Source organism: Jiulongibacter sediminis (assembly GCF_001306455.1).
GTDB classification, from domain to species: Bacteria; Bacteroidota; Bacteroidia; order Cytophagales; family Spirosomataceae; genus Jiulongibacter; species Jiulongibacter sediminis.
This window is the reverse complement of sequence record NZ_LGTQ01000010.1, coordinates 136754-156913: the sequence shown is the minus strand read 5'-3', so window position 1 is coordinate 156913 and position 20160 is coordinate 136754. Positions and strand designations below refer to the sequence as shown.

The window sequence follows — 20160 nt, the reverse complement described above, 5'->3', positions numbered from 1 at the left end:
AAACGAGGATGGACAAAAGGTGGACATCATGAAAAAAGCCGGAAACCCTATGTTCCGGCCAGTTTCTAAAAATAAGAAGATTGAATTAGCTCAGGTGTTTTTCGAAAAACTCAACGGTTCTTTTCCAGGCTAGCTCAGCAGCTTCTTTATCATAACGAGGTGTGGTATCATTATGAAAGCCATGATTCACACCATCATAAATAAATGCCTGATATTCTTTATTGTTTTTTTTCAAAGCCACTTCATAATCAGGCCAGCCGGCGTTTACGCGGGTGTCCAGGCCGGCATATTGTAGCATAAGCGAAGCATTTATTTTCGGAACATCCTCAGCAGCTGGTTGTCCACCGTAAAAAGGAACACAAGCATCAAGATCAGGGAGCCTGACGGCCATCATGTTGGAAATCCAGCCTCCGAAACAGAAGCCCACCACGCCTGTTTTTCCGTTACAGTCTTTGTGTTTTTTGATATATTCATGAGCAGCGATAAAATCCTCAAGCATTTCATTCCGATCACGTTTGCTTTGCAATTGCCTTCCGTCATCATCATTGCCGGGGTAGCCTCCCAACGGAGTAAGGGCATCTGGAGCGATAGAAATAAAGCCAGCCAGAGCAGCTCTTCTGCCTACATCTTCTATATGCGGGTTTAAACCTCTGTTTTCGTGAACCACTACTACACCCCCAAGAGGCTTTTTAGCTCCTGCCGGTTTTGACAGGAGAGCTCTGATCTCACCACCCCCATTTGGTGAATTATAGGTAATAAACTCAGATTCAATTCTGGGGTCGTCGGTCTTTACCTGAATAGCATTAATATAATCAGGCATCATAAAATTACTCAAAGCAGCTACCGTTACCCCACCCACGGCGTAAGTTGATAGCTTCTGCATAAGCTCCCTGCGGTCAATTTTATTATGGGCGTAGGCATCATAAAGGTCAAATACCTCTTGTTTAATATCTTCTTTTCTCAAGTTTTTCATATTTCAAAATCAGGTTTTATTCTTTCAATTTAGCCAATTTTTAATTTCAACCTATAGATTGACCCCAAACAAATAACCCACCAGTGCAGTTAGCCCCATGGCTATAGTACCCCAGAAAGTTACTCTCAAAATAGCTTTGCCAATGGGCGAGCCCCCGGCTTTCGCGGCCATCACGCCTAAAAGAACCAGAAATGCTATACCGAATCCATAGAGTGAGTATTCCAGATTTTTCATGGGCATAAAAAGTACAACTAAAAGAGGAAGTAAACCTCCAAAAGTGAAGGCTGCCCCTGAAGCCAATGCTGCCTGAATCGGTTTGGCCTGACTTACATCATTGATACCCAGTTCGTCTCTTACATGGGCTGCCAGAGCATCATGCTCCGTGAGCTCTTTGGCCACCAGCAAGGCAGTTTCTTTCTTGAGCCCCCGCTCTTCATAAATTTTAGCCAGCATTTGAAGCTCCATATGAGGCATTTCCTGAAGTTCCACCTTTTCTCTTTCGATGTCTGCCTTTTCTACATCTGTTTGCGAGCTGACAGAAACATATTCGCCAGCGGCCATGGAAAGAGCTCCAGCTACCAGACCAGCTACAGTGGCCAGAATAACCGGTTCTCTTGTTGTGCTGGCGGCGGCCACACCAATGGCAATACTCGCTGTTGAGAGTATGCCATCATTAGCTCCTAAAACGGCGGCTCTGAGCCAATTACTTCGGTGGATATAGTGGTCTTCAAGGTATTGATCCAGATTTTGGGTATTATCCATAGAAAGAAAAAGTTCTGTATGTTATTGACGAATTTAGCAATTTGCCACTTAATCCTGAATTTATGACAAGTGATAAATTATCTGAGGTATGGCTTCGGGGACCACTTCCGGAGGTCCCTGAACTTCTTCAGCCTGCTGCTCATTCCTTATTACAGACGGTTGAAGAGTTAAAAGAAATTCTGGTTGATTTTCCGGATGATCTGATGATCAGAGAAGTGGCTGGTCGGGCTACTGTGGCTTTTCATGTCCGCCATATGACGGGTGTCTTGGATCGAATGATGACATATTCAAAAGGCTTACCGCTCTCTGAAGAGCAAATTGATTTTTTAAAAGGAGAGAAGAAGGTGGAGCCATTACCAGATACAGAAAACCTGATTGTGCAATTTGAAGATAAAGTAAAAGAGGCTTTTTTGTATTTCAAGTCCCTTGAAGGTTCTGATTTGACGGAGCAAAGAACCGTTGGTCGCAAGCATTTACCCTCTACTGTAATTGGCTTACTTTTTCATGCCGCAGAACACGCACAGCGACATTTGGGACAACTTTTAGTCACTGTTTCTGTTTTGAGAGCTCAATTAAAGTAAAACGGCCTACGGGCTTAAAGTATCCTGAAGGTTTATTCCGGAACGTGAGGTACCTGCGAACGTTGGGCTTTTTGAGTTCGTGTTTTTAATTAGCTTTGCAAAGCAATCACAAAGTTGAAATCAAAAAATGAAGAAGATACTTGTTCTCAACGGTCCAAACCTCAATTTGCTAGGTAAACGTGAGCCTGAAATCTACGGCCATCAGACGTTTGAGATGTATTTTGAAGAGCTCAAAGCGGCTTTTTCAGAAGCTGAGCTACATTATTTTCAAAGCAATAGCGAAGGAGCTTTGATTGATAAAATTCACGAAATTGGTTTTGATTTTGACGGTATCGTTATCAATGCTGGTGCTTATACGCATACATCGGTCGCTATTGCTGATGCATTATCTGCGGTTACTTCGCCGGCCATTGAAGTACACATTTCTAATATTCACGCACGGGAGAAGTTCAGACATCACTCATACCTCACAAGCCGTTGCCGCGGCATGATTGCTGGCCTTGGCCTGAAAGGTTATGAGCTTGCTGTCAGAAGTTTGTTGTCTTAAAGATTGTCAATGACCTCAATTGCCAGTTTCCGGGCCATTTCTAAGGATTTTTCCTTATCTCCGGCCTTTACGGTCAGAAAGAAAACATCGATGCCTGAAAGCACTGTCAGTTGACTGGTTTTACTGCTCCAGGTGGCGGCTTCGCCGATACCATATACTTCTTCCCATTGGTCATTTTTGTAAGTTAAATTTTCATCAGTCAGGTATTTGTCAGCGGCATCGCCGTCGAGGCCCATTTCTTCCATCTTATCTTTTACCGTTTCCTTGCTGACTTTGATGCCTTCTGTGAGTCTTTGGATGATTCGCTCATAGCCTTGCCTGGCTTCTTCTTTACTTTTTGAGTTTAGAGTGCTGAAGTTCAAACCCACGGAGTAGCTTCCTTTTGAAATTTGTGAAACAGCAGAAGAGATATTCCCTGAGCGAGCTGCTTCCAAAATACTATTGATGCTCTCTTCTTCAGAGGCTTTCTCAGAGGCCACTTCCCAGCTGAAAGAGCAAACACCGTAACTACTGTTTTGGGTAATTTCAATTCCATCCTCAATGTCAAAAGTTTCAATTACCTCTTCTTTACTCAGGAAATCACATGGCTCCTGATCAGATTTTGGGATCATATCCTCTATTTTCTCTTCGAGGGTTTCATTTGAGTTTTCGCCGGATGAACAACTACTCAGAAGAGCAAAAACAGTGAGGGTAAATAATGATTTTTTCATAGATGTAATTGGTTAATGATGTTTACAGAAAGGCAATAGTTTCGCTGTAAACTGAAATTTTTTCAAAATCCTCGTCATAATAGGCAATGAAAGCAAGTGTGCCTTTGCCCGGTAGAATGTACCATTCAGCAGGCGAAATGCTCGTACTTACTCCTTGTGTTGTCTTTTCTTTGATGTAATGCATAAGCCCGTTGTGCTTACCATTAATCATTGTCATTTCAAAGGAGGCATTCGTATCAGCCACCAGCATTTGGTAATCGGTCGTGTTATATGGATTGCCGGATTCGTTATCGAAAGAAGCACCCTGAGAAGATTTGGTAGCGTATCGTTCTCCCTTGGAAGCCGGATATTTATAAATCAGATATTCCTCATTCAGAGGTTTGAAGTAGCCATAAAGACCTTCAGGGCCATTTTTGCTGAACAGCAGTCCTGTGGGAGAGCCGTACCAGGTTTGGTTATTAATGCTTTCCTGATAGTTAAAATAAATTGTATCAGTGGCTGTTCTGACCTCATTGCCCTCATAATCGTAGTAGATAGATCTGGTTACCCTTCCTTTGACCGTATTGAAGTCAATCAGCTCGCTCAGAGGCTCGGGGGAATCACTCTTTTCTCCGCATGCATTGAGCATAAAAGTCCCGGCTAGCAGCAATGATGCTGCCATCAATTTAATAATTTTCATGGCTATGTTTTGAAGTTCTAACTCAGAATTGAGTCTTTTTTAGTTATCGTTTTGTTCCTGCTGTTGCTTTTGAGCATCCTGCATGATCTTATTGAAATCCATCATATTGCCGTAGCCGGCTGTATTGAAAGTGAAACTGTCGCTGCTTTTAATATCAACAACTTCCATTTCGGTTTTCATCCCATCTTCTTCCATGGTCATTCCCAGCAATGCTCTCCCTTCTTTCATCATTTTTAGGATTTCGGGGTTAGAAGAATAGTCAAATTGAAGACCGTTTTTATTAGAGTTCATGGCTTTATTCATCGATGTATAGTAGCTGGAAACCACCGGTACTCTTCCCCGGCTGATCCAGACCAGATACTCTTTACCGTCTTGCTTCATCATATATCCGTCGCATGTGTAGCCCGCAATACTTTTGGTCTGACCCGTTTTTGTGTATGTTGTTTCAGCGATATTTTCGTCGATTTTGGCTTCAGCATGTCCCTCAAGATTTGACATCCCAATGGACATCATTTGTTTCTGTCCGTTCATTTCCATAAAAGTGAACATAGTGCTATTGGCCATATCATAAATCATAAACTGACCTTTCATACTTTGCGGAGCCTGAGTACTCATATTCAGAATTTCTGATCCGAAATATTCTCCGCCATCGGTGAAGCGGTATTTTACTTCAAAATTCTGAGGTCCATCTTTAGAGGTGCTGGTCATTTTCATGACATAGGATGCATCAAAATCATAGCTACCTTGTGGTTCTGCACCACCGCCAATTCCGCCCAAAAGGCCACCAAGCATTCCCATGGCGTCTTCCTGACTCATTTCCTGATTGCTTTCTTCCTTATTTGAGTCTGAAGAGGCTGACTCTTTAACCGCGTCGGTAGCGGCTTTTGCACCCTTGTCTACCGTTCCGAAAAGGCCATCAAGAACTTTATCCACCCCACGATCTACACGGTTGTCCACTTCCTGAGCGGTTCTTTCTTTGGCTCTTTCTTTAATTCTGTTTCTGATTCTGTCCGGACTCAAAATCTGGCTGTAGCCGCTAAGGCCGACTAGGAAAAGTAAGCTGAAAAGCAATGATTTGAAATTCCTGATGTTCATGTTTGAGACTTTTACTGGTTCAAATTTAATTGGTCATTCCAACGTTTTTACAACAGTTTGGTTGTTGGTAGTGGTGAGCTTGTAGTTGGTAAGGTTTTCTACGTAATTCGCATGAGCTACCAACTCCAGAATTGCACAGTCTTAACTTAAAAAATATCTTCTATGTTTCAAAGAACGGCCTATGGCCAATTTCTGATTCTTTATTTTATGACCTTAACGGCAGCCTGTGCACAAGGGTTTACGGCTATCAGGGGAGTGGTCTCAGACGCCGAAACCGGAGAGGTTTTGCCTGAGGTTATTATTAGTATTCAATATTCGGGTTTTAGTGCCGGTGCCAATGAAGAAGGGCATTTTTTATTTAAATATCCCAATATACTAACCGATTCGGCGGTAGTAACAGCTTCGGCTATAGGTTATATGTCGAAGCAAATACCAACGAAGGATTTAGACCATTCTAAACTTCATATGATCCAGTTGGAGCCTGCAGAACCTATTCAGGTAATGCTGGGTGTTTCTAATGCGAGGGGTTTGGTGCAGTCAGCTTTAGACTCAATGAAGAGAAGTCATTTTGAGAAACCCATGCTACAGAATGGGTTTTATCTGGAAACAGCAGAAATTATAAATACAGGAGTGGTGAAAATAAAGGAAGCCGTGCTGAGGGTAGAGCGGTTTCCGGGAGAAGAGTTATTGCCAGACCGTATGAAGGCTCTAAAAAACAGGCAGCTGAACCTCAAAGGCCACTCTGAAAAAGTAGAAGCATGGCAGTTTATCAATGGGCCTGCTATAGCCGCCAGAGCAATAGAAACAGAGCGGCCTGACTTTTTACAGCCGGATGCTCTGAAAAAGTACGATTTTGTGGTGGATTCACTACTGATACCCTTTGATAGTTTAAAGCTGTATGTTGTTCAATTTCAGCCGCGTTCAGCGAATCTCAGAGGAGGCCGAACAGGTAGAATTTACATTGACACCGATTCAAAATCAATCATTGGAGTAGAATATGAGCTGACACCCAAGGCTCTCAAAGAAGTTATTGGTCCAGGCCTTTCAAATGTAAAACTTACGGGTAAGTCTTTGAAATACTCAAGTCAGTATCGAAAATCAGAAGGCAAGTGGCTTCTTCACGAAAACCGGGCTTCCGTGGATCTCACTTATGAAGAAAAGCTTGACCGAAAGTTCAAATCAGATGCTCATTGGGAGTACCGTTTTGTGGCTACTGAGTCTCGTGATTTACGCAGGGGAGGAGTAACTGAAACGGAGCAGCTTATTCACACCCGGGATTTTAAGAAGGCCACTTCTCTGGGTGCAGAATATTGGGATTCCTACGGTTATCTTTTGCCCTCGGAGCGAATGTTAGAAATGCAACGGCGTTTGAGATAAAAAAAAGGCCCGAATTTAACTTTCGGGCTTTTTAATGACTCTAGTCTTATTTACACATTGAATCTGAAGTGCATGATGTCGCCATCTTTCACTATGTATTCTTTGCCTTCAATTCTCAATCGACCGGCCTCTTTACAGGCTTGCTCTGATCCATGACTCACAAAATCGTCATAGCTCATCACCTCGGCTTTGATAAATCCTTTTTCAAAATCAGTGTGAATCACACCTGCTGCCTGAGGGGCTTTCCAGCCGTCTTTGATGGTCCAGGCTCTTACCTCCTGGACACCTGCGGTGAAATACGTATTCAGATTTAAAAGTTTATAAGCTGCACGAAGAAGCACATCCAGACCAGCCTCCTTCATTCCATATTCCTCAAAGAACATGGCTTTATCATCCGGGTCTTCCATTTCGGCAATCTGAGCTTCGATATTATTGTTCAAAACAATCATCTCTGCACCCTCGGCGTCAGCAGCTTTTTGAAGAGCTTCCGAGTATTTATTGCCGGTATGCATGCTGGCTTCATCCACATTGGCCACATAAAGTGTTGGTTTAATGGTCAATAGAAACAGATCAGCAATGGCAGGCAATTCTTCTTTGGTTAACCCGAGCTCTCTTACATTTTTGCCTTGCTCCAGCCATTCTTTGCACTTTTCTACCACTGCAAGTTCGGCTTTCATTTTGGCGTCGCCACCTACACGGGCAGCTTTGGAGATCCGTTGCAGCTTTTTATCAATACTTTCCAGATCTTTCAGTTGAAGCTCTGTGTCTATGATTTCTTTATCGCCTACAGGGTTAATATCTCCCTCGTCACGCATTACATTTTCATCTTCAAAACATCTGATGACGTGAATGATAGCATCAACCTCACGGATATTCCCGAGAAATTTGTTACCCAAACCTTCGCCGCGGCTAGCCCCTTTCACAAGTCCCGCGATATCAACCACTTCAATTTGTGTTGGAATCGTCTTTTTCGGCTGAACCAGCTCTTCCAGTTTTTTCATTCGCTCATCGGGCACATCTACCAGGCCCACATTGGGGTCAATGGTACAGAAACGGTAATTACTCGCCTGAGCTTTTGCAGAAGTGGAAACTGCATTGAAAAGAGTTGATTTTCCTACGTTTGGCAAACCAACTATACCTACTTTAAGAGCCATTCTTTTTTGCTTTTGAATTTCAGGCTGCAAAAATAAGGGATAAAAATGAGCTAACCATCTGCCTGTAGGTTTTTCAGGTCTCTGTTACCTTTTGGGCTCGTTTTCAGTTTTGTTATTTGACTCTCAATCATATCGGGATGTGAGCCCCATCACCTTTGTAGTTGAATGAACATAATACCTTTAACCAACCTTAAAAAGAATTTCAATCATGAAAAAGAACATGGGAAATGCGGACAAACTAATCCGCTTAATTGTAGCCGTTGTACTCGGCTTTCTAATTTATAATGGAACTATCGCTGGCACCTTAGGAACAGTATTAGGTGTAATTGCGGTAATTTTTCTTCTCACCAGTCTGGTGAGTTTTTGTCCGCTTTACACCTTATTCGGAATTAATACCTGCAAGGTTAAGGAGTCCTGATAACATTCTTTTATTTTTGCATATGACCCCGGTTTACCCGGGGTTATTTCAATCAACTCTTCTTATAAGTTCATATGCAAAAAGTTTACCTGAGCGATAGCGGACCGAAAGTTTCAAAGGCAATTTATAGTTTTTGGCGATGGGAGCACGAGAAAATGACAGACGCCAAAAGAGCTGAAGGTATTGTGGAAACCTGTCTGGAACTTGGGATAAACACCTTTGATTATGGCGACACTTCAGCTCAGCTGAAAACGGAGGAGTTGGTACGAAATATCCTCAATACAAAGAGTGTCAAAAGAGAAGACTTAGTGCTTTTTGCTAAATGCGGCATTCGCAATGATCGAAATGGGTTTACCTATTTTGATAACTCTCGTCAATACCTTTTGGACTCGGTGGATAGCTTTTTGAAAGACCTTCAAACAGATTATCTTGATATGTTTTTGCTCAATGGGTTTGACTATACAGCAAATCCGGAAGAGACGGCTGTGGCTCTGCAACATATTGTTCATACGGGCAAAGCAAAGCACATTGGCATTGCCAATTTTACGGGGGATCAGCACAAGTTATTGGCCAAATACCTGCGGATTCCGATCGTAACCAGCCATATTGAGTTAAATCTTCTCAATACCTCGCCAATCAGAGACGGCAGAATTGATTTCATCAAAGAACAATACAGCAAGCCGCTGGTTTGGGCTCCGTTGGCGGGAGGTCAAATTTTGGAAGGAGGCTCCGAGCAGGCCATCAGAATTCGCAAAATTCTCAACCAGGTCGCTGAAAAGCATGATGCCAACCTCGAGCAAATTGCTGTGGCGTGGTTGATGAGTCTTGGCGTATTGCCAATCATCGGTTCACTGAAAAAAGAGCGTATCGCCAACGTAGCTACGGCTACGGATATTCAGCTGAGCAAAGAGGACTGGTATGAGATTTACTATGCTTCACTCAAAAAGTGATCAAAAGACCCACTTCTGATCAGGAGATAGGCTTAATCTATAAACCTTATCTCGATTTAACACCTGATGGTGATTATTTGACGGTGTTGGAGGAGAACACAACTGAAATCGTTGATTTTTTCAGGTCAATTCCTTCCTCAAAACATGATTTCGCCTATGCCGAAGGCAAATGGACGATAAAAGAGGTTCTGCAGCATCTGTGTGATGTGGAGTATATTATGGCGTTCAGAGCTTATGTGGCTGCCAGAACAGAGGGTGAAACAGATTTGCCGGGAATGGATGAAGAGCTCTACTTGTCAAACTCAGGTGCCAGCTCAAAAACCTTTGAAAACCTGCTCAGCGAATTCTTAGCTACAAGAAAAGTTACCCGAACTATTTTAGAAAATCTCACTGAAGAGTCATCCCAAAAAACGGTATTGATTTATGACAAACCCGTAAGTGCCAGAACTTTCGCTTATATGATACCGGGGCATGCCTTGCATCATATGCAGGTGATAAAGGAGCGGTATTTAGGGCTTGTTTGATAGAGTGGATACAGCTTACGCTCTGGTCAGAACCGAAATTAGGGATTGAAAAACTAGCCTTCTAATGGTTAGACTTGAAATTTTTTAAGCTTATCCGGTTAAGAGGTTCGATCCCTAACATTTCAAAATAATTATCGATGTCTTCAAATTCTATTTCTTGAAATTCTAACATACTTTTGTTGATTTCAGGAGACATTATATCAACATTCATTTGAAAATCTAAACCGAGTTTTGCGAGAGCTGTGGAAGTTGGGTAATAATCATATGCATTAGTAAATTTCTTTTCTATTTTATTATTAAGGCTTATTGCAGAATTACAAAGTTCCAAGTCTTTCATTAATATACCTTTTACCATCATAGCTAAAGGTTTAATACCTGCTTCAACTTTTAACTCTATATTTTCTACCCTTTTCTTTGCCTCTTCAAAATTTCCATTTATCAAGTTTAGAAAAGCATAAACTATAGAGGTGCCATCATTTTCTCTTTTGTCATTAAAAACCTTCAAAACATGGGAATAATGAACTTTTATCAATTCAGCATTTCCAGAAAGCAAAAACTTTGGATAATCCATGAAAATGTGTGCTGAGGTTGTATTGGATGATATATTCGTTTTACGTCCTAGGCTCACTAAAAGATTCATATTAAACCACCAAGCTAGTTGAGATGATCTAGCTGCTTTGAAATACATTTTTTTTATTTCAGTGGTTTTTTGATCGGGTTCTAAATTAAGTCTACAGTTCGCTCTTAAATAATATATTTGACCCAACCAGTCATTAACAACTTCCGGGTTATCGGTTTGCCAATTTTCTTCAAGTATTCGCCTTTCCTTAGAGTTAAAACCCTCCAAAAATTTTAATATTCTATCCTTATTCATAGCTGTTTAAATTCTGAACAAATTTCCCCTTTCAGAGTCTCCGTCAGGAACTAAGTGGTTCTTCTATCGCATACTAAACCTCAACGTATCACTCGGCTCATAGCCAATTCGCATGGCCATTGCTTCATAATTACCAGCTTCAAGATCAACAGGTTCTGTGTAAACCTCCCAGCGAGTAGCATTCTCTTTTCGGTAGGCGATGGAGGCTCCGGCGGTCATGCAGTTTAGTTTGACTTCATCCGGTGTTTGGTAAACCTGCAGATTGGCGGTTATCGGTGGGCTGTCACGGCCATTCCACATGGCACTTACCAGCTCTTTTTCCTGGATGCCGCCTTTGTCTTCGGTTTCTTCCTCCCATTTTACGAGGGCATTTCTCAACTCAGCTAACTTATCAGAATAGGCAGGGTCATTGGCGATATTATGAAGTTGGAAAGGATCTTCACGCCAATTATAAAGCTCTTCTTCAGGTTTGGTTTCTTTAAACCAGAAAAGTTGATCTTCATTGAGTTCGCCTTTTTCTTTGAGATCAAGAATCATCTGCATCATGGGCATATTCTTCCGGTAGGCGATGTCCATGTACAGCGGTTTTTCAGGGAAATAGTTTTTGATGTATTGATACTCCCCATCCATCACTGAGCGTACCCGATCATACTCACTGTCAATTCTATCCCGGGCCCCGAAAATATAATCATGACCTTTTTCTGTTTTAAAATCACCCAGAAAAGCCTTTCCCTGCATTTGAGAAGGGGTTTCAATACCGGCAAGCGAAAGCATTGTGGGGCCGAAATCAATGGCATTGATAAATGTATTATCATAGGTGCCGGCATTGACCTTATTCGGAAAACGGGCAATGAATGGGATATGCAGGCCACGGCGATACACTTCTCTTTTGTAAAACGGCAAGCCATCCCCGTGATCACCCCAGAAGAAAACAATAGTGTTTTCCAACAAACCGTCTTCTTCCAGTTTGGCGAGTACCTCGCCTACCTGGTCATCCAGTTCAGAAAGGTTGCTGTATTGCCTCGCCAGATCGGTTCGGCTGATCTCATTATCAGGGTAATAGGGAGGTAACGGCACAATGGCTGGGTCAGCCCGCATTTCATGATCTGCCCGGGCCCAGATCTGCGATTCATGCGTAGTTGTAAAGTTGATAACGCTAAAGAAAGGCTGCCCCTCAGCTCTTCCTCGCCAATCGGCCTTGTCACTGACTTCATCCCAAACCGTCGGTGGGGCCTGAAACTGGTAATCGGTCTTGACATTATTGCTGGTATAATAACCTACAGCCCTCAGGTATTCCGGAAAAAGTCTGACATCAGCCGGTGGAACCGAATTATAGCTCTGTGGCAGTCCGGTTTGCTCGGGGTAAGTATTGTACAGCGTACGCATATTATGACCGCCATTGCTGGTTTGGTACCTACCGGTAATGATGGCATTTCGACTTGGAGAACACACACCGGCAGAGGTATAAACATGATTGAAAATCACTCCTTCACGGGCTAATCTGTCCAGATTCGGCGTCGAAATGGTAGAATCACCGTAAGCGGCCATTCTTGGGCTGAGGTCCTCAGCTGAAATCCAAAGAATATTCGGTTTAACAGAGAGATCATCAATCGTCTGCTTTTTGGTACAACTAAACATAGAGGCCAAAAGAGCAATGCCGATAGCTTTTGAAAGAGCAGTTTTCTTCATTTTCTAGGCAATTTTTACAGCGTTTTTCTGGGCAATAAGTGCTAGTTCCATGGTTAAGAAACAGTGCTCTTGGGTCATGGCCGTACGGGTTCTGTTGAGTACGTCGTCCACCATTTGAGGCCCAAACGGGAGCTCCACAGCATTGCAATCCATGTACACCGTTTCTTTATTATCGGTTAAGTAGAGGTGATTACCACCCTTATGCCCTGAGGCCGGGTCAATATTTTTTCGAATTTCTATGAAACCATCTGTTCCTAAAATGGTCAAACGACCATCGCCCCAGCTTCCGAGGCCGGTAGGGGTAAACCAGTCGACGCGTACATAACCTGAGCCTTTATCGCCTCGTACCATGGCATCACCAAAGTCCTCAAAATTATCGTATTGCTTGTTATTGAAATTACCTATTTGGGAGGCCAGTACTTCGGCGGAGGTGCTACCCGTAAAGTGAAGGAATTGATCAAATTGATGCGAAGCAATATCTGTAATGATACCGCCAACATTCACCATGTCAAAGAACCATTCAGGGCGGGTTTCTCTTCTAATCAGGTGAGGGCCCATTCCGATGGTCTGCACCACTTTCCCGATAGCTCCCTGAGCAACTAATTCACTGGCTTTGATTGTGGCTCTGTTTTCAAACCTTTCGCTGTAAACGATGGCGTAAATTTGATTTGTTTCTTTTTGCACTTTCTTAACCTCAGCGAGTTGTTCCAGCGTTATAATTCCCGGCTTATCAGACATATAATCTTTACCGGCTTTCATCACTCTGATACCTAAGGGAGCCCTGTCAATAGGGATACCGGCACTCAACACTATTTTGATCTCGGGATCATTGAGAATCTCCTCCTCTGATCTGGCCTGAGTGGCATCAGGGTATCTTTTCCCAAATTGCTGATTTAACTCTGGTTCTATGGCGAAATAGCTTTTCAGCTCACCGCCACCACGTTTAATGGCCTCGGTCATGCCGTAAATATGCCCATGGTTCATCCCGATAACAGCAAACTTTAATCTCGGTGACGAATAGGTTTTAAGCGGAGCTGACGCCGCTTTGATAATTCTGTTAACGTCATTTTGAAAAGGTACAGCGGCAAACATGCCCATTCCTGCCGTTCCGGCCACTTTTTTGATAAAATCTCTTCTTTTATTATTCATTTTTATGGGTTGAATTTTCTTCGTGATTAAAATGGAATTCCTCAGAGTACGTGTGCTCACGGTCAATAATGGCCAGAGCTTTTTTAACAATTTCCGGGTTTTCTGAGGCAATATTATTTTGTTCTTTGATATCGGTGCTTAAATCGTACAACTCAACGTTCGTTTCCTCAGGCTTGTTGACATTGAGTCTGATGCATTTGTATTGGTCCATGATGATTCCTTGTTTACCACCCTGCTCGTGAAACTCCCAATACATAAACTCGTGTTTGGGTTGGTTTTCCCCCAGAAGGGTAGGGAGGTATGAAATGCCGTCGGTTTCAGAAGTTTGTTGAGAATGAACCAAATCTGCCATCGTTTCAAAGAAGTCCACAAAGCCAGAGACATGGTCTGAAGCACTTCCCGCTTTTATTTTGCCCGGCCATCGGGCAATAGTCGGTACCCGAATTCCGCCTTCATAAAGATCTCGTTTGATACCTCTCAAAGGACCGTTGCTATTGAAGAAGTCAGGGTCAGAACCGCCTTCTGCATGCGGACCATTATCGCTGGTGAAAATGATCAGAGTGTTATCATCAATGCCGAGTTCTTTGATTTTGGCCATGACAGCCCCCACTGTATTATCAAGTTCGGTAATCATGGCAGCATGTCTTTTTTGGTCCTCCGGCCAGTCTCTGTCATCAAAGGCTGCAAACGAAGGAACTTCCATTCCTGATTGATCAAAACGTCTGGCTTCATTATTGGCATGTGGTACTATTAAAGGCAGGTAAAGGAAGAAAGGCTTGTCTTTGTTCTCCTCAAGAAAGGCCAGCGACTTTTCTTCGAATTTATCATTTGAATAAACCTTTTTATTGGTTGAAATACCCCCATTTCCTCCCTGATAACCTGTTTTTACCTCTTCAACCACATTGCCAAGGCTGTCTTTTCCCTCATTCTCATATAAAAAGGCAGGATAATGATTGTGAGCGTGGACCTGATTCAGATAGCCATAGAAATAATCAAATCCTTGTTTATTGGGCACTCCGGTGCTTCCTTCTTCTCCAAGACCCCACTTTCCGATCAGTGCGGTAGTGTATCCTTCACTTTTAAGAAGTTCGGCCACCGTTTGATCTTCAGGCTCTAATGGTACTCTCAGGTTTCCTCGAATGCGGGCATGGCCGTTATGTTTCCCCGTCATTAATGTACATCGTGACGGAGCACAAACGGTATTTCCGGCATAGTGGCGTGTGAATAGCATCCCCTCAGCAGCTAGTCGGTCAATATTAGGTGTTGGAATATCTTTTTGACCATAAATACCGACATCGCCATAGCCAAGGTCATCGGCCATGATGTAAATAATATTTGGTTTAGCGGGTTTTTCTGGTTGAGAGCAACCAAGCGTAAAAATTGACAGGCAAAGCCCGAGGAGGGTTTTGAATTTCATTTTGTTAGGGTTGATTCCCTAAATTTAAAGAAGAAAATGGGCTTAGAAAGATGATTTTCTGAAAAACCGGGATTTCATCGAAAATTCAAAAGATAGTATCATTTGAGCGACCACCTCAGGCCGAAAAAGCCTCGAATCCCCTGGTTAGGGGCAAAAACATAAGAAGGGTCAAAAGTCAAAGCGTATGGATTGGAGGCCGATGGAATTACAGAACCATCAGCTGCGAAATCAACTTTACGATCAAACGGGTCAAAAGCCCTTGCAATACTATTAGCAGGTGGAGTAAAGTTCAACAGGTTTTTAATGCCGCCGTACAGCTCAAAGGTTTTACCATTTGGTTGCCAGGTCAATTGAATATTTTGAATACTCCACCAGGGAGAATTCTCCGGGCGAGGGTCAGCTTCTCCCAACACCGGAAGTTTCATCGGGCTGTAAAGGTTGCCCGTGTAATCAATTTTCAAATGATATTTTGTTACTGGCAGACTGGCCGACCATACTCCCTGAAAGCGTTCGGTCAGTAAAGGTCTTCGGCTGATGCCATCTTCGGTAATTGTGTTTTCCATCAAAGTGGCTCCGGCTGAGGCCGTAAACCCGGAGGCTGTATTCAGATCAATATTGGCCGAAATTCCTTTAGAAACGGCGAAACCCTCAAGGTTTCGGTAAATAATTTGCTGAGCATTGGTTTCGTAATCTGGTGTTATGCGGTTATTAAAATGTGTGTAGAAAGCCGTGAAGTCAAGACCAATAAAACTCTTATCTGAGGTAATGACTTTCGCCATATAATTCAGATTGATGTTCTGACTTCGCTCAGGATTGAGTTGATTGACAATAATGATATCCCGGGCACCGGTCAATGCCGCATGATCTTCAGTGAAAATGTTGACGACTCTGAAGCCGGTTCCAAAGTTCAGACGCAAGGTTTGCTGTGGGGTAGGGGACATTTTTAAAGCAATTCGAGGTGTATGAATTGCCTTATGATCAGGGTGATAATCAAAACGGTAGCCAGCCAGAAGTTTGACATTCTCAGCCAGAGTTATTTCATCCTGAATAAAGATGCCGGGCAGGAATGTGTTTTGGGGCTGATTCAGATCAGGGTCAGTGGCGGAGGCTGTTGCCGTGGTATTGTCGTCATAAAAGGTGTTTCGAACGGCAAGCCCTGTGGTCAACCGATGCTTTTCCAGTTGATTTTGCCAGAGCAATTGTGAAAACCCAATCCGCTGAGTGGCCATAAATGGCATATCTCCGTAAAAGGAGTTTTGCTCATGGTCATTATACGAAAACGTCAAGGACAAGTTGTCAACTGGTAATTGATATTTGCCCAGAACCTCCCATCGGCGGGTGTAAATGCTTTCTCCGTAAACCTTATCACCGCCTCTGTATTTTGGTTCCCATTGCATTTCGCCTCCCCAGCGATCTTCATAAAAATAACGTCCGGCGAGATTGAGAATACTTTTTCCCTTAGTGTTGAAGTCCAGTTTTTGAAAAAGACTGATGCGGTTTTGCAGAGTAAGATCCGTGAAGTTGTCGCCATTCTTGTCAATCGGGTTACCATAACGAAAGTAGTTGACTCCGCTCAGGGCTTGTATGTTATCGCCTATAGATTTTTTAAAACCGAGATCAACGTTAGTTTCTCCCCAGCTGCTTTGCATTACATCAGCACTTAGTTTGGGTGCTTTTGAAGTAGTTTTTGTGATGATATTGATCAATCCACCCACGGCCTCACTGCCATAAAGCGAAGAGGCGGGACCTTTCACAATTTCAATGCGTTCAATCATCGCATTTGGGATGCCGCTTAATCCGTAAACAGTAGAAAGTCCACTGACAATGGGCATTCCATCAAGCAAAACCATGGTGTACGGGCCTTCGAGTCCATTAATATGAATATCGCCAGTATTGCAAACATTACAATTGACCTGTGGTCTGACCCCGTTTACGTTTTGTAAAGCTTCAAAAACATTGGGAGTGGGATTCCTTTTAAAAAACTGGGGAGTATAAATTTCAACCGGCACGGGAGATTCCATACGACTAACAGCATTCAGCGTACCGCTGACAACTACTTCTTCAAAAGAAGATTCCAGCCTTTTCAGTTCTATAGTTTGAATTTCTTCAGAAAAGTTGATGTGATAAACCAAAGGTTCAAAACCTACGGAAGTAATCTTTAATTGATTTTCATGGGGCAATGCGGCTATTGAAAATTCGCCATTTTCAGAGCTCAAAACACCTTTTGAAGTTCCAGGTATTTGAATTGCAGCAAACGACACGGGGCTGTTACTATCATTAATCACCACCCCTTTGACCAGGTTTTCCTGGCCAAAAGCGATGCTGTAAAGGCATGAAATCAATATGTAAGAGAGAAGTTTTTTCATTTTGTTATACAAATATAAAACAAAATTTAGGTTAATCTAAAAATATATTAAGAGTAATACGGAATGGCCCTTTTGATAATTTTATTTCCCATGCTCGTGAAATGGCATATCGTTTGGGATAGATTTGGAAAAACAAAAGCTTGACTAATATGAAAATCCTTGGAATTGGTACCCGCGTAAAGCATGAAGATTACGGTCAGGGTGTGGTAATTGGTGTTTTCCCCACCTATTACAGCATAACTTTTTACAATCACGGAAATGACAGAATAAAGCTGGATGAGGAGATGGATATTGTAGAATACGTGGAGCCGGAGAATGATCTGGTAAGTATGTATGACGTGGAAATGACTTTCAAAAATCTACTCAATAAATATATAGGCAGCTTTGAAACTGTACCGCTTGGCGACCGCTGGAAAGGCGGAAACATGATTCTGAAACCGGCTAGTGATGATTTGGCCGCCAAAGAAATACCGATTGAGACCTTCTTTCACAAAATTGTGATGATGCGTGATAAGCTCAGAGTCCTTGAGCAAAAGGTAAATTCATCTGATCTTAATGATGAAGCAAAGGTGGATATTCAGCAGTATATCACCCGCTGTTATGGATCAATGACTACGTTTAACGTCCTTTTCAAAAATAAAGAAGATCATTTTAGTACGAAGTGATTGGCAATTAGCAAGTTGCGAATTTTGAGTATCGATGACAGACTCAATGTTTTATCTCAATAAATTTGTGAAGCACTATTGGCATTATAAAAAGATATCACGATATTTGCAGCCCAATTGAGTGGTCGTTTCGTGAAAACGACAAAAATCTAAATAGTAGCGATTATGTCTAAGGTTTGTCAAATCACCGGTAAGAGAACAAGAGTGGGTAACAATGTTTCTCACGCAAACAATAAAACAAAGCGTAAGTTTTATCCGAATCTTCAGAAGAAGAAATTCTTCCTTGAGTCTGAAGGAGTTTGGGTAGAGCTTAAAGTTTCTACTAAGGCAATGCGTACGATCAACAAAAAAGGATTGGACGCTACACTTGTACAAGCAGCCAGAAAAGGAACACTTTCTTTGTAAGAAAAGAAATTCTATATCAGAAGGGTTAAGTCGTAAGGCTTAGCCCTTTTTTAGTTTACACACATCCGGGTACCATTTGAAATCGTATTTTTGTCCAAAACTCAACAGACTATTATGAACCTACTTCAGCGTATTGAAAAAACAGCTGCTTACCTTAATGAAAACACCGCTAACTTTAAACCCCAGTTTGGGATCATATTGGGTACTGGTTTAGGAGGCTTGCTGAAAAATATTGAGGTTGAGCACGAAATCCCCTATGCTGACATCCCGGATTTTGTAGAGGCTACGGTTGAGTTTCACCCTGGTAAATTGGTTTTTGGTACGCTGGAGGGGAAACGTGTGGTTTGCATGAGTGGTCGTTTTCACTATTATGAAGGCCACAGCATGGAGCAGGTAACTTTTCCGGTTAGGGTGATGAAAATGCTTGGAATTGAACGCCTTTTTATTTCAAATGCCAGTGGAGGTATGAATCCTGATTTTCATGAGAGTGACTTGATGATCATTAATGACCACATTTCTCTCTTCTTGCCTGATAACCCTTTGAAAGGGGAGTGTATCATGGGCGATCGTTTTCCGGACATGTCAGAACCTTATGATCTTTCTATGATTGCTCTGGCAAAGGAAATTGCTAAAGAGAGGGGAATAGAAAGGATTCAGGAGGGTGTTTATGCTTCAGTCAGTGGGCCTAATCTTGAGACCAGAGCTGAGTACAGGCTCCTTAGATTGGCTGGGGGAGATGCTGTGGGAATGAGTACAGTTCCTGAGGCTTTAGTCGCTATTCAAATGGGTTTGCCTGTTTTTGCTATTTCGGTAATCACTGATATGGGAATTCCTGAAACGTTGCAAAAAGCTGAGATTGAGAAAATTCTGGCGGCGGCATTCAAAGCTGAACCCTCGATGACACTGATTATCAGAGAAATGATCAAAAGGCTTTAGCCTTCTAGTCTCTCGCCACAGCGATAGCAAAATTTAGCAAAATCAGCATGATTTTCTGCGGAGCAATTAGGGCAGGATTGTGTATTTAACGTCCCTTTTACTGAACCTTGTTTTGCAATTTCAGAGCTAACAATCCCTGTAGGAATGGCGATAATGCCATACCCTAAAATCATCACGATACTTGCTATAAACTGACCGGCTATTGTTTGCGGAGCAATATCTCCGTACCCAACAGTGGTCATGGTGACTATCGCCCAATAGATACTTCTTGGTATGCTGGTAAAACCTGAGCTGCGATCTTCAATCAGGTACATAACGGTACCCAGAATGGTACAGAGTATTAAAATGGCAAAAAGGAAGACAGAAATTTTGGTACGGGAAGCGACCAAAGCTGACATCAGTTTATTTGATTCTCCCACATAAGTACCAAGTTTCAGGATTCTGAACATCCTTAAAAGCCGCAGTGACCTGAGAGCGATCAAAGCGTGAGAGCCGGCAATAAATAACGAAAGGTATTTTGGGATAATGGAAAGGAGATCAATTATGCCGTAGAAGCTAAGAACGTATTTGATTGGCTTTTTTAAAACCAGAATCCGCATAATATACTCAATTGAAAAAAGGATGGTTATGAACCATTCCAGATTATTGAAGAAGAAACCAAAGTGTTGATTGAGGGTATCTACACTTTCCAGCATCACTAATACCACAGAAATCACGATCATCCATAAAAGGATGACGTCAAAAAGTTTACCTTCTTTGGTATCTGCTTCAAAAATGATTTCGTGCCAGTGTGCTTTCCAGTTTTTCATATTTCAATAGCATCTAGTTCATGTAAGAGGCTTAAGATAATGGATTTCTTTAATACCGGAGAACGAGGCAAAAATCAGTT

General features: G+C 42.3%; 21 protein-coding genes. 9 read left to right on the top strand and 12 right to left on the bottom strand.

Going from position 1 to position 20160, the window contains the following annotated elements; all coding sequences use genetic code 11:
• Positions 1-85 precede the first annotated feature (85 nt).
• Together AFM12_RS13725 and AFM12_RS13720 are read right to left on the bottom strand one after the other, a co-directional pair.
• On the bottom strand, positions 86-973 hold the full coding sequence (locus AFM12_RS13725; protein ID WP_055149191.1) for a dienelactone hydrolase family protein: 888 nt from the start codon (positions 971-973) through the stop codon (positions 86-88).
• Between the two features lie 51 nt (positions 974-1024).
• Positions 1025-1735, bottom strand: a complete 711-nt coding sequence (locus tag AFM12_RS13720; RefSeq protein ID WP_055149189.1) for a VIT1/CCC1 transporter family protein — start codon at positions 1733-1735, stop codon at positions 1025-1027.
• A gap of 62 nt (positions 1736-1797) precedes the next feature.
• Here AFM12_RS13720 and AFM12_RS13715 point away from each other — a divergent pair, with 62 nt between their 5' ends.
• Together AFM12_RS13715 and aroQ are read left to right on the top strand one after the other, a co-directional pair.
• On the top strand, positions 1798-2316 hold the full coding sequence (locus AFM12_RS13715; protein ID WP_055149187.1) for a DinB family protein: 519 nt from the start codon (positions 1798-1800) through the stop codon (positions 2314-2316).
• Positions 2317-2443: 127 nt separating this feature from the next.
• Complete coding sequence (gene aroQ / locus AFM12_RS13710; protein ID WP_055149185.1) at positions 2444-2863, top strand: type II 3-dehydroquinate dehydratase; 420 nt, start codon at positions 2444-2446, stop codon at positions 2861-2863.
• On the opposite strand, the gene AFM12_RS13705 is transcribed toward aroQ, so the two are convergent.
• Genes AFM12_RS13705 through AFM12_RS13695 form a run of 3 tightly spaced genes read right to left on the bottom strand, consistent with a single transcriptional unit; the run spans position 2860 to position 5347 of the window.
• Positions 2860-3573: a hypothetical protein gene (locus tag AFM12_RS13705; protein WP_055149183.1), complete on the bottom strand. Its 714-nt coding sequence runs from the start codon at positions 3571-3573 to the stop codon at positions 2860-2862. The genes aroQ and AFM12_RS13705 overlap by 4 nt on opposite strands.
• Positions 3574-3595: 22 nt before the next feature.
• Positions 3596-4252 (bottom strand): hypothetical protein, encoded by a 657-nt coding sequence (locus AFM12_RS13700; RefSeq protein WP_055149181.1) that lies wholly within the window; start codon positions 4250-4252, stop codon positions 3596-3598.
• Between the two features lie 39 nt (positions 4253-4291).
• On the bottom strand, positions 4292-5347 hold the full coding sequence (locus AFM12_RS13695) for a DUF4412 domain-containing protein (RefSeq protein WP_055149179.1): 1056 nt from the start codon (positions 5345-5347) through the stop codon (positions 4292-4294).
• Positions 5348-5509: 162 nt separating this feature from the next.
• On the opposite strand from AFM12_RS13695, the gene AFM12_RS13690 reads away from it, so the two are divergent.
• Positions 5510-6724, top strand: a complete 1215-nt coding sequence (locus tag AFM12_RS13690; protein ID WP_055149177.1) for a peptidase associated/transthyretin-like domain-containing protein — start codon at positions 5510-5512, stop codon at positions 6722-6724.
• A 50-nt stretch (positions 6725-6774) separates the two neighbouring features.
• On the opposite strand, the gene ychF is transcribed toward AFM12_RS13690, so the two are convergent.
• Positions 6775-7878: a redox-regulated ATPase YchF gene (gene ychF, locus AFM12_RS13685; RefSeq protein ID WP_055149524.1), complete on the bottom strand. Its 1104-nt coding sequence runs from the start codon at positions 7876-7878 to the stop codon at positions 6775-6777.
• Positions 7879-8086: 208 nt separating this feature from the next.
• Between ychF and AFM12_RS13680 the strand changes: the two genes are divergently transcribed.
• From AFM12_RS13680 to AFM12_RS13670, 3 genes are all read left to right on the top strand, one after another.
• Positions 8087-8296, top strand: a complete 210-nt coding sequence (locus tag AFM12_RS13680; RefSeq protein WP_055149175.1) for a YgaP family membrane protein — start codon at positions 8087-8089, stop codon at positions 8294-8296.
• A gap of 74 nt (positions 8297-8370) precedes the next feature.
• The gene (locus AFM12_RS13675; RefSeq protein ID WP_055149173.1) at positions 8371-9246 is read left to right on the top strand and encodes an aldo/keto reductase; all 876 of its coding nucleotides are present in this window, start codon (positions 8371-8373) and stop codon (positions 9244-9246) included.
• Entirely contained in the window at positions 9243-9770 is a 528-nt protein-coding gene (locus tag AFM12_RS13670) for a DinB family protein (protein WP_055149171.1), read from the top strand. The genes AFM12_RS13675 and AFM12_RS13670 overlap by 4 nt, the downstream gene beginning before the upstream one ends.
• Positions 9771-9831: 61 nt before the next feature.
• Here AFM12_RS13670 and AFM12_RS13665 read toward each other — a convergent pair whose 3' ends face one another.
• The 5 genes from AFM12_RS13665 to AFM12_RS19995 form a co-directional block, all read right to left on the bottom strand.
• A complete protein-coding gene (locus AFM12_RS13665) occupies positions 9832-10644 on the bottom strand; it encodes a hypothetical protein (protein WP_055149169.1) in 813 nt (270 codons plus the stop codon).
• Between the two features lie 63 nt (positions 10645-10707).
• Positions 10708-12333, bottom strand: a complete 1626-nt coding sequence (locus tag AFM12_RS13660) for a sulfatase family protein (RefSeq protein ID WP_055149167.1) — start codon at positions 12331-12333, stop codon at positions 10708-10710.
• Positions 12334-12336: 3 nt separating this feature from the next.
• Positions 12337-13482 carry a Gfo/Idh/MocA family protein gene (locus tag AFM12_RS13655; protein ID WP_055149165.1) on the bottom strand — a complete coding sequence of 382 codons (1146 nt, stop codon included), beginning with the start codon at positions 13480-13482 and terminating at the stop codon, positions 12337-12339.
• Positions 13475-14899, bottom strand: coding sequence for an arylsulfatase (locus AFM12_RS13650; RefSeq protein ID WP_055149163.1), 1425 nt, complete (start codon positions 14897-14899; stop codon positions 13475-13477). Before AFM12_RS13650 ends, AFM12_RS13655 begins: the two co-directional genes overlap by 8 nt.
• Before the next feature lie 98 nt (positions 14900-14997).
• Complete coding sequence (locus AFM12_RS19995) at positions 14998-17265, bottom strand: TonB-dependent receptor (RefSeq protein ID WP_055149161.1); 2268 nt, start codon at positions 17263-17265, stop codon at positions 14998-15000.
• Between the two features lie 149 nt (positions 17266-17414).
• Here AFM12_RS19995 and AFM12_RS13640 point away from each other — a divergent pair, with 149 nt between their 5' ends.
• The 3 genes from AFM12_RS13640 (at position 17415) to AFM12_RS13630 (ending at position 19271) form a co-directional block, all read left to right on the top strand.
• Positions 17415-17930 (top strand): DUF8685 domain-containing protein, encoded by a 516-nt coding sequence (locus AFM12_RS13640; protein WP_055149159.1) that lies wholly within the window; start codon positions 17415-17417, stop codon positions 17928-17930.
• A 165-nt stretch (positions 17931-18095) separates the two neighbouring features.
• Positions 18096-18335 (top strand): 50S ribosomal protein L28, encoded by a 240-nt coding sequence (gene rpmB / locus AFM12_RS13635; protein WP_055149157.1) that lies wholly within the window; start codon positions 18096-18098, stop codon positions 18333-18335.
• Positions 18336-18449: 114 nt separating this feature from the next.
• Positions 18450-19271: a purine-nucleoside phosphorylase gene (locus AFM12_RS13630; RefSeq protein ID WP_055149155.1), complete on the top strand. Its 822-nt coding sequence runs from the start codon at positions 18450-18452 to the stop codon at positions 19269-19271.
• On the opposite strand, the gene AFM12_RS13625 is transcribed toward AFM12_RS13630, so the two are convergent.
• Positions 19268-20080, bottom strand: coding sequence for an ion transporter (locus AFM12_RS13625; protein WP_055149153.1), 813 nt, complete (start codon positions 20078-20080; stop codon positions 19268-19270). The two genes, AFM12_RS13630 and AFM12_RS13625, sit on opposite strands and share 4 nt — an antisense overlap.
• Positions 20081-20160: the final 80 nt, after the last annotated feature.

Excerpts from the sequence above, each read along its gene's own strand:
- AFM12_RS13725 (WP_055149191.1), bottom strand. The coding sequence starts at position 973 with ATGAAAAACTTGAGAAAAGAAGATATTAAACAAGAGGTATTTGACCTT.
- AFM12_RS13720 (WP_055149189.1), bottom strand. The coding sequence starts at position 1,735 with ATGGATAATACCCAAAATCTGGATCAATACCTTGAAGACCACTATATC.
- AFM12_RS13715 (WP_055149187.1), top strand. The coding sequence starts at position 1,798 with ATGACAAGTGATAAATTATCTGAGGTATGGCTTCGGGGACCACTTCCG.
- aroQ (WP_055149185.1), top strand. The coding sequence starts at position 2,444 with ATGAAGAAGATACTTGTTCTCAACGGTCCAAACCTCAATTTGCTAGGT.
- AFM12_RS13705 (WP_055149183.1), bottom strand. The coding sequence starts at position 3,573 with ATGAAAAAATCATTATTTACCCTCACTGTTTTTGCTCTTCTGAGTAGT.
- AFM12_RS13700 (WP_055149181.1), bottom strand. The coding sequence starts at position 4,252 with ATGAAAATTATTAAATTGATGGCAGCATCATTGCTGCTAGCCGGGACT.
- AFM12_RS13695 (WP_055149179.1), bottom strand. The coding sequence starts at position 5,347 with ATGAACATCAGGAATTTCAAATCATTGCTTTTCAGCTTACTTTTCCTA.
- AFM12_RS13690 (WP_055149177.1), top strand. The coding sequence starts at position 5,510 with ATGTTTCAAAGAACGGCCTATGGCCAATTTCTGATTCTTTATTTTATG.
- ychF (WP_055149524.1), bottom strand. The coding sequence starts at position 7,878 with ATGGCTCTTAAAGTAGGTATAGTTGGTTTGCCAAACGTAGGAAAATCA.
- AFM12_RS13680 (WP_055149175.1), top strand. The coding sequence starts at position 8,087 with ATGAAAAAGAACATGGGAAATGCGGACAAACTAATCCGCTTAATTGTA.
- AFM12_RS13675 (WP_055149173.1), top strand. The coding sequence starts at position 8,371 with ATGCAAAAAGTTTACCTGAGCGATAGCGGACCGAAAGTTTCAAAGGCA.
- AFM12_RS13665 (WP_055149169.1), bottom strand. The coding sequence starts at position 10,644 with ATGAATAAGGATAGAATATTAAAATTTTTGGAGGGTTTTAACTCTAAG.
- AFM12_RS13660 (WP_055149167.1), bottom strand. The coding sequence starts at position 12,333 with ATGAAGAAAACTGCTCTTTCAAAAGCTATCGGCATTGCTCTTTTGGCC.
- AFM12_RS13655 (WP_055149165.1), bottom strand. The coding sequence starts at position 13,482 with ATGAATAATAAAAGAAGAGATTTTATCAAAAAAGTGGCCGGAACGGCA.
- AFM12_RS13650 (WP_055149163.1), bottom strand. The coding sequence starts at position 14,899 with ATGAAATTCAAAACCCTCCTCGGGCTTTGCCTGTCAATTTTTACGCTT.
- AFM12_RS19995 (WP_055149161.1), bottom strand. The coding sequence starts at position 17,265 with ATGAAAAAACTTCTCTCTTACATATTGATTTCATGCCTTTACAGCATC.
- AFM12_RS13640 (WP_055149159.1), top strand. The coding sequence starts at position 17,415 with ATGAAAATCCTTGGAATTGGTACCCGCGTAAAGCATGAAGATTACGGT.
- rpmB (WP_055149157.1), top strand. The coding sequence starts at position 18,096 with ATGTCTAAGGTTTGTCAAATCACCGGTAAGAGAACAAGAGTGGGTAAC.
- AFM12_RS13630 (WP_055149155.1), top strand. The coding sequence starts at position 18,450 with ATGAACCTACTTCAGCGTATTGAAAAAACAGCTGCTTACCTTAATGAA.
- AFM12_RS13625 (WP_055149153.1), bottom strand. The coding sequence starts at position 20,080 with ATGAAAAACTGGAAAGCACACTGGCACGAAATCATTTTTGAAGCAGAT.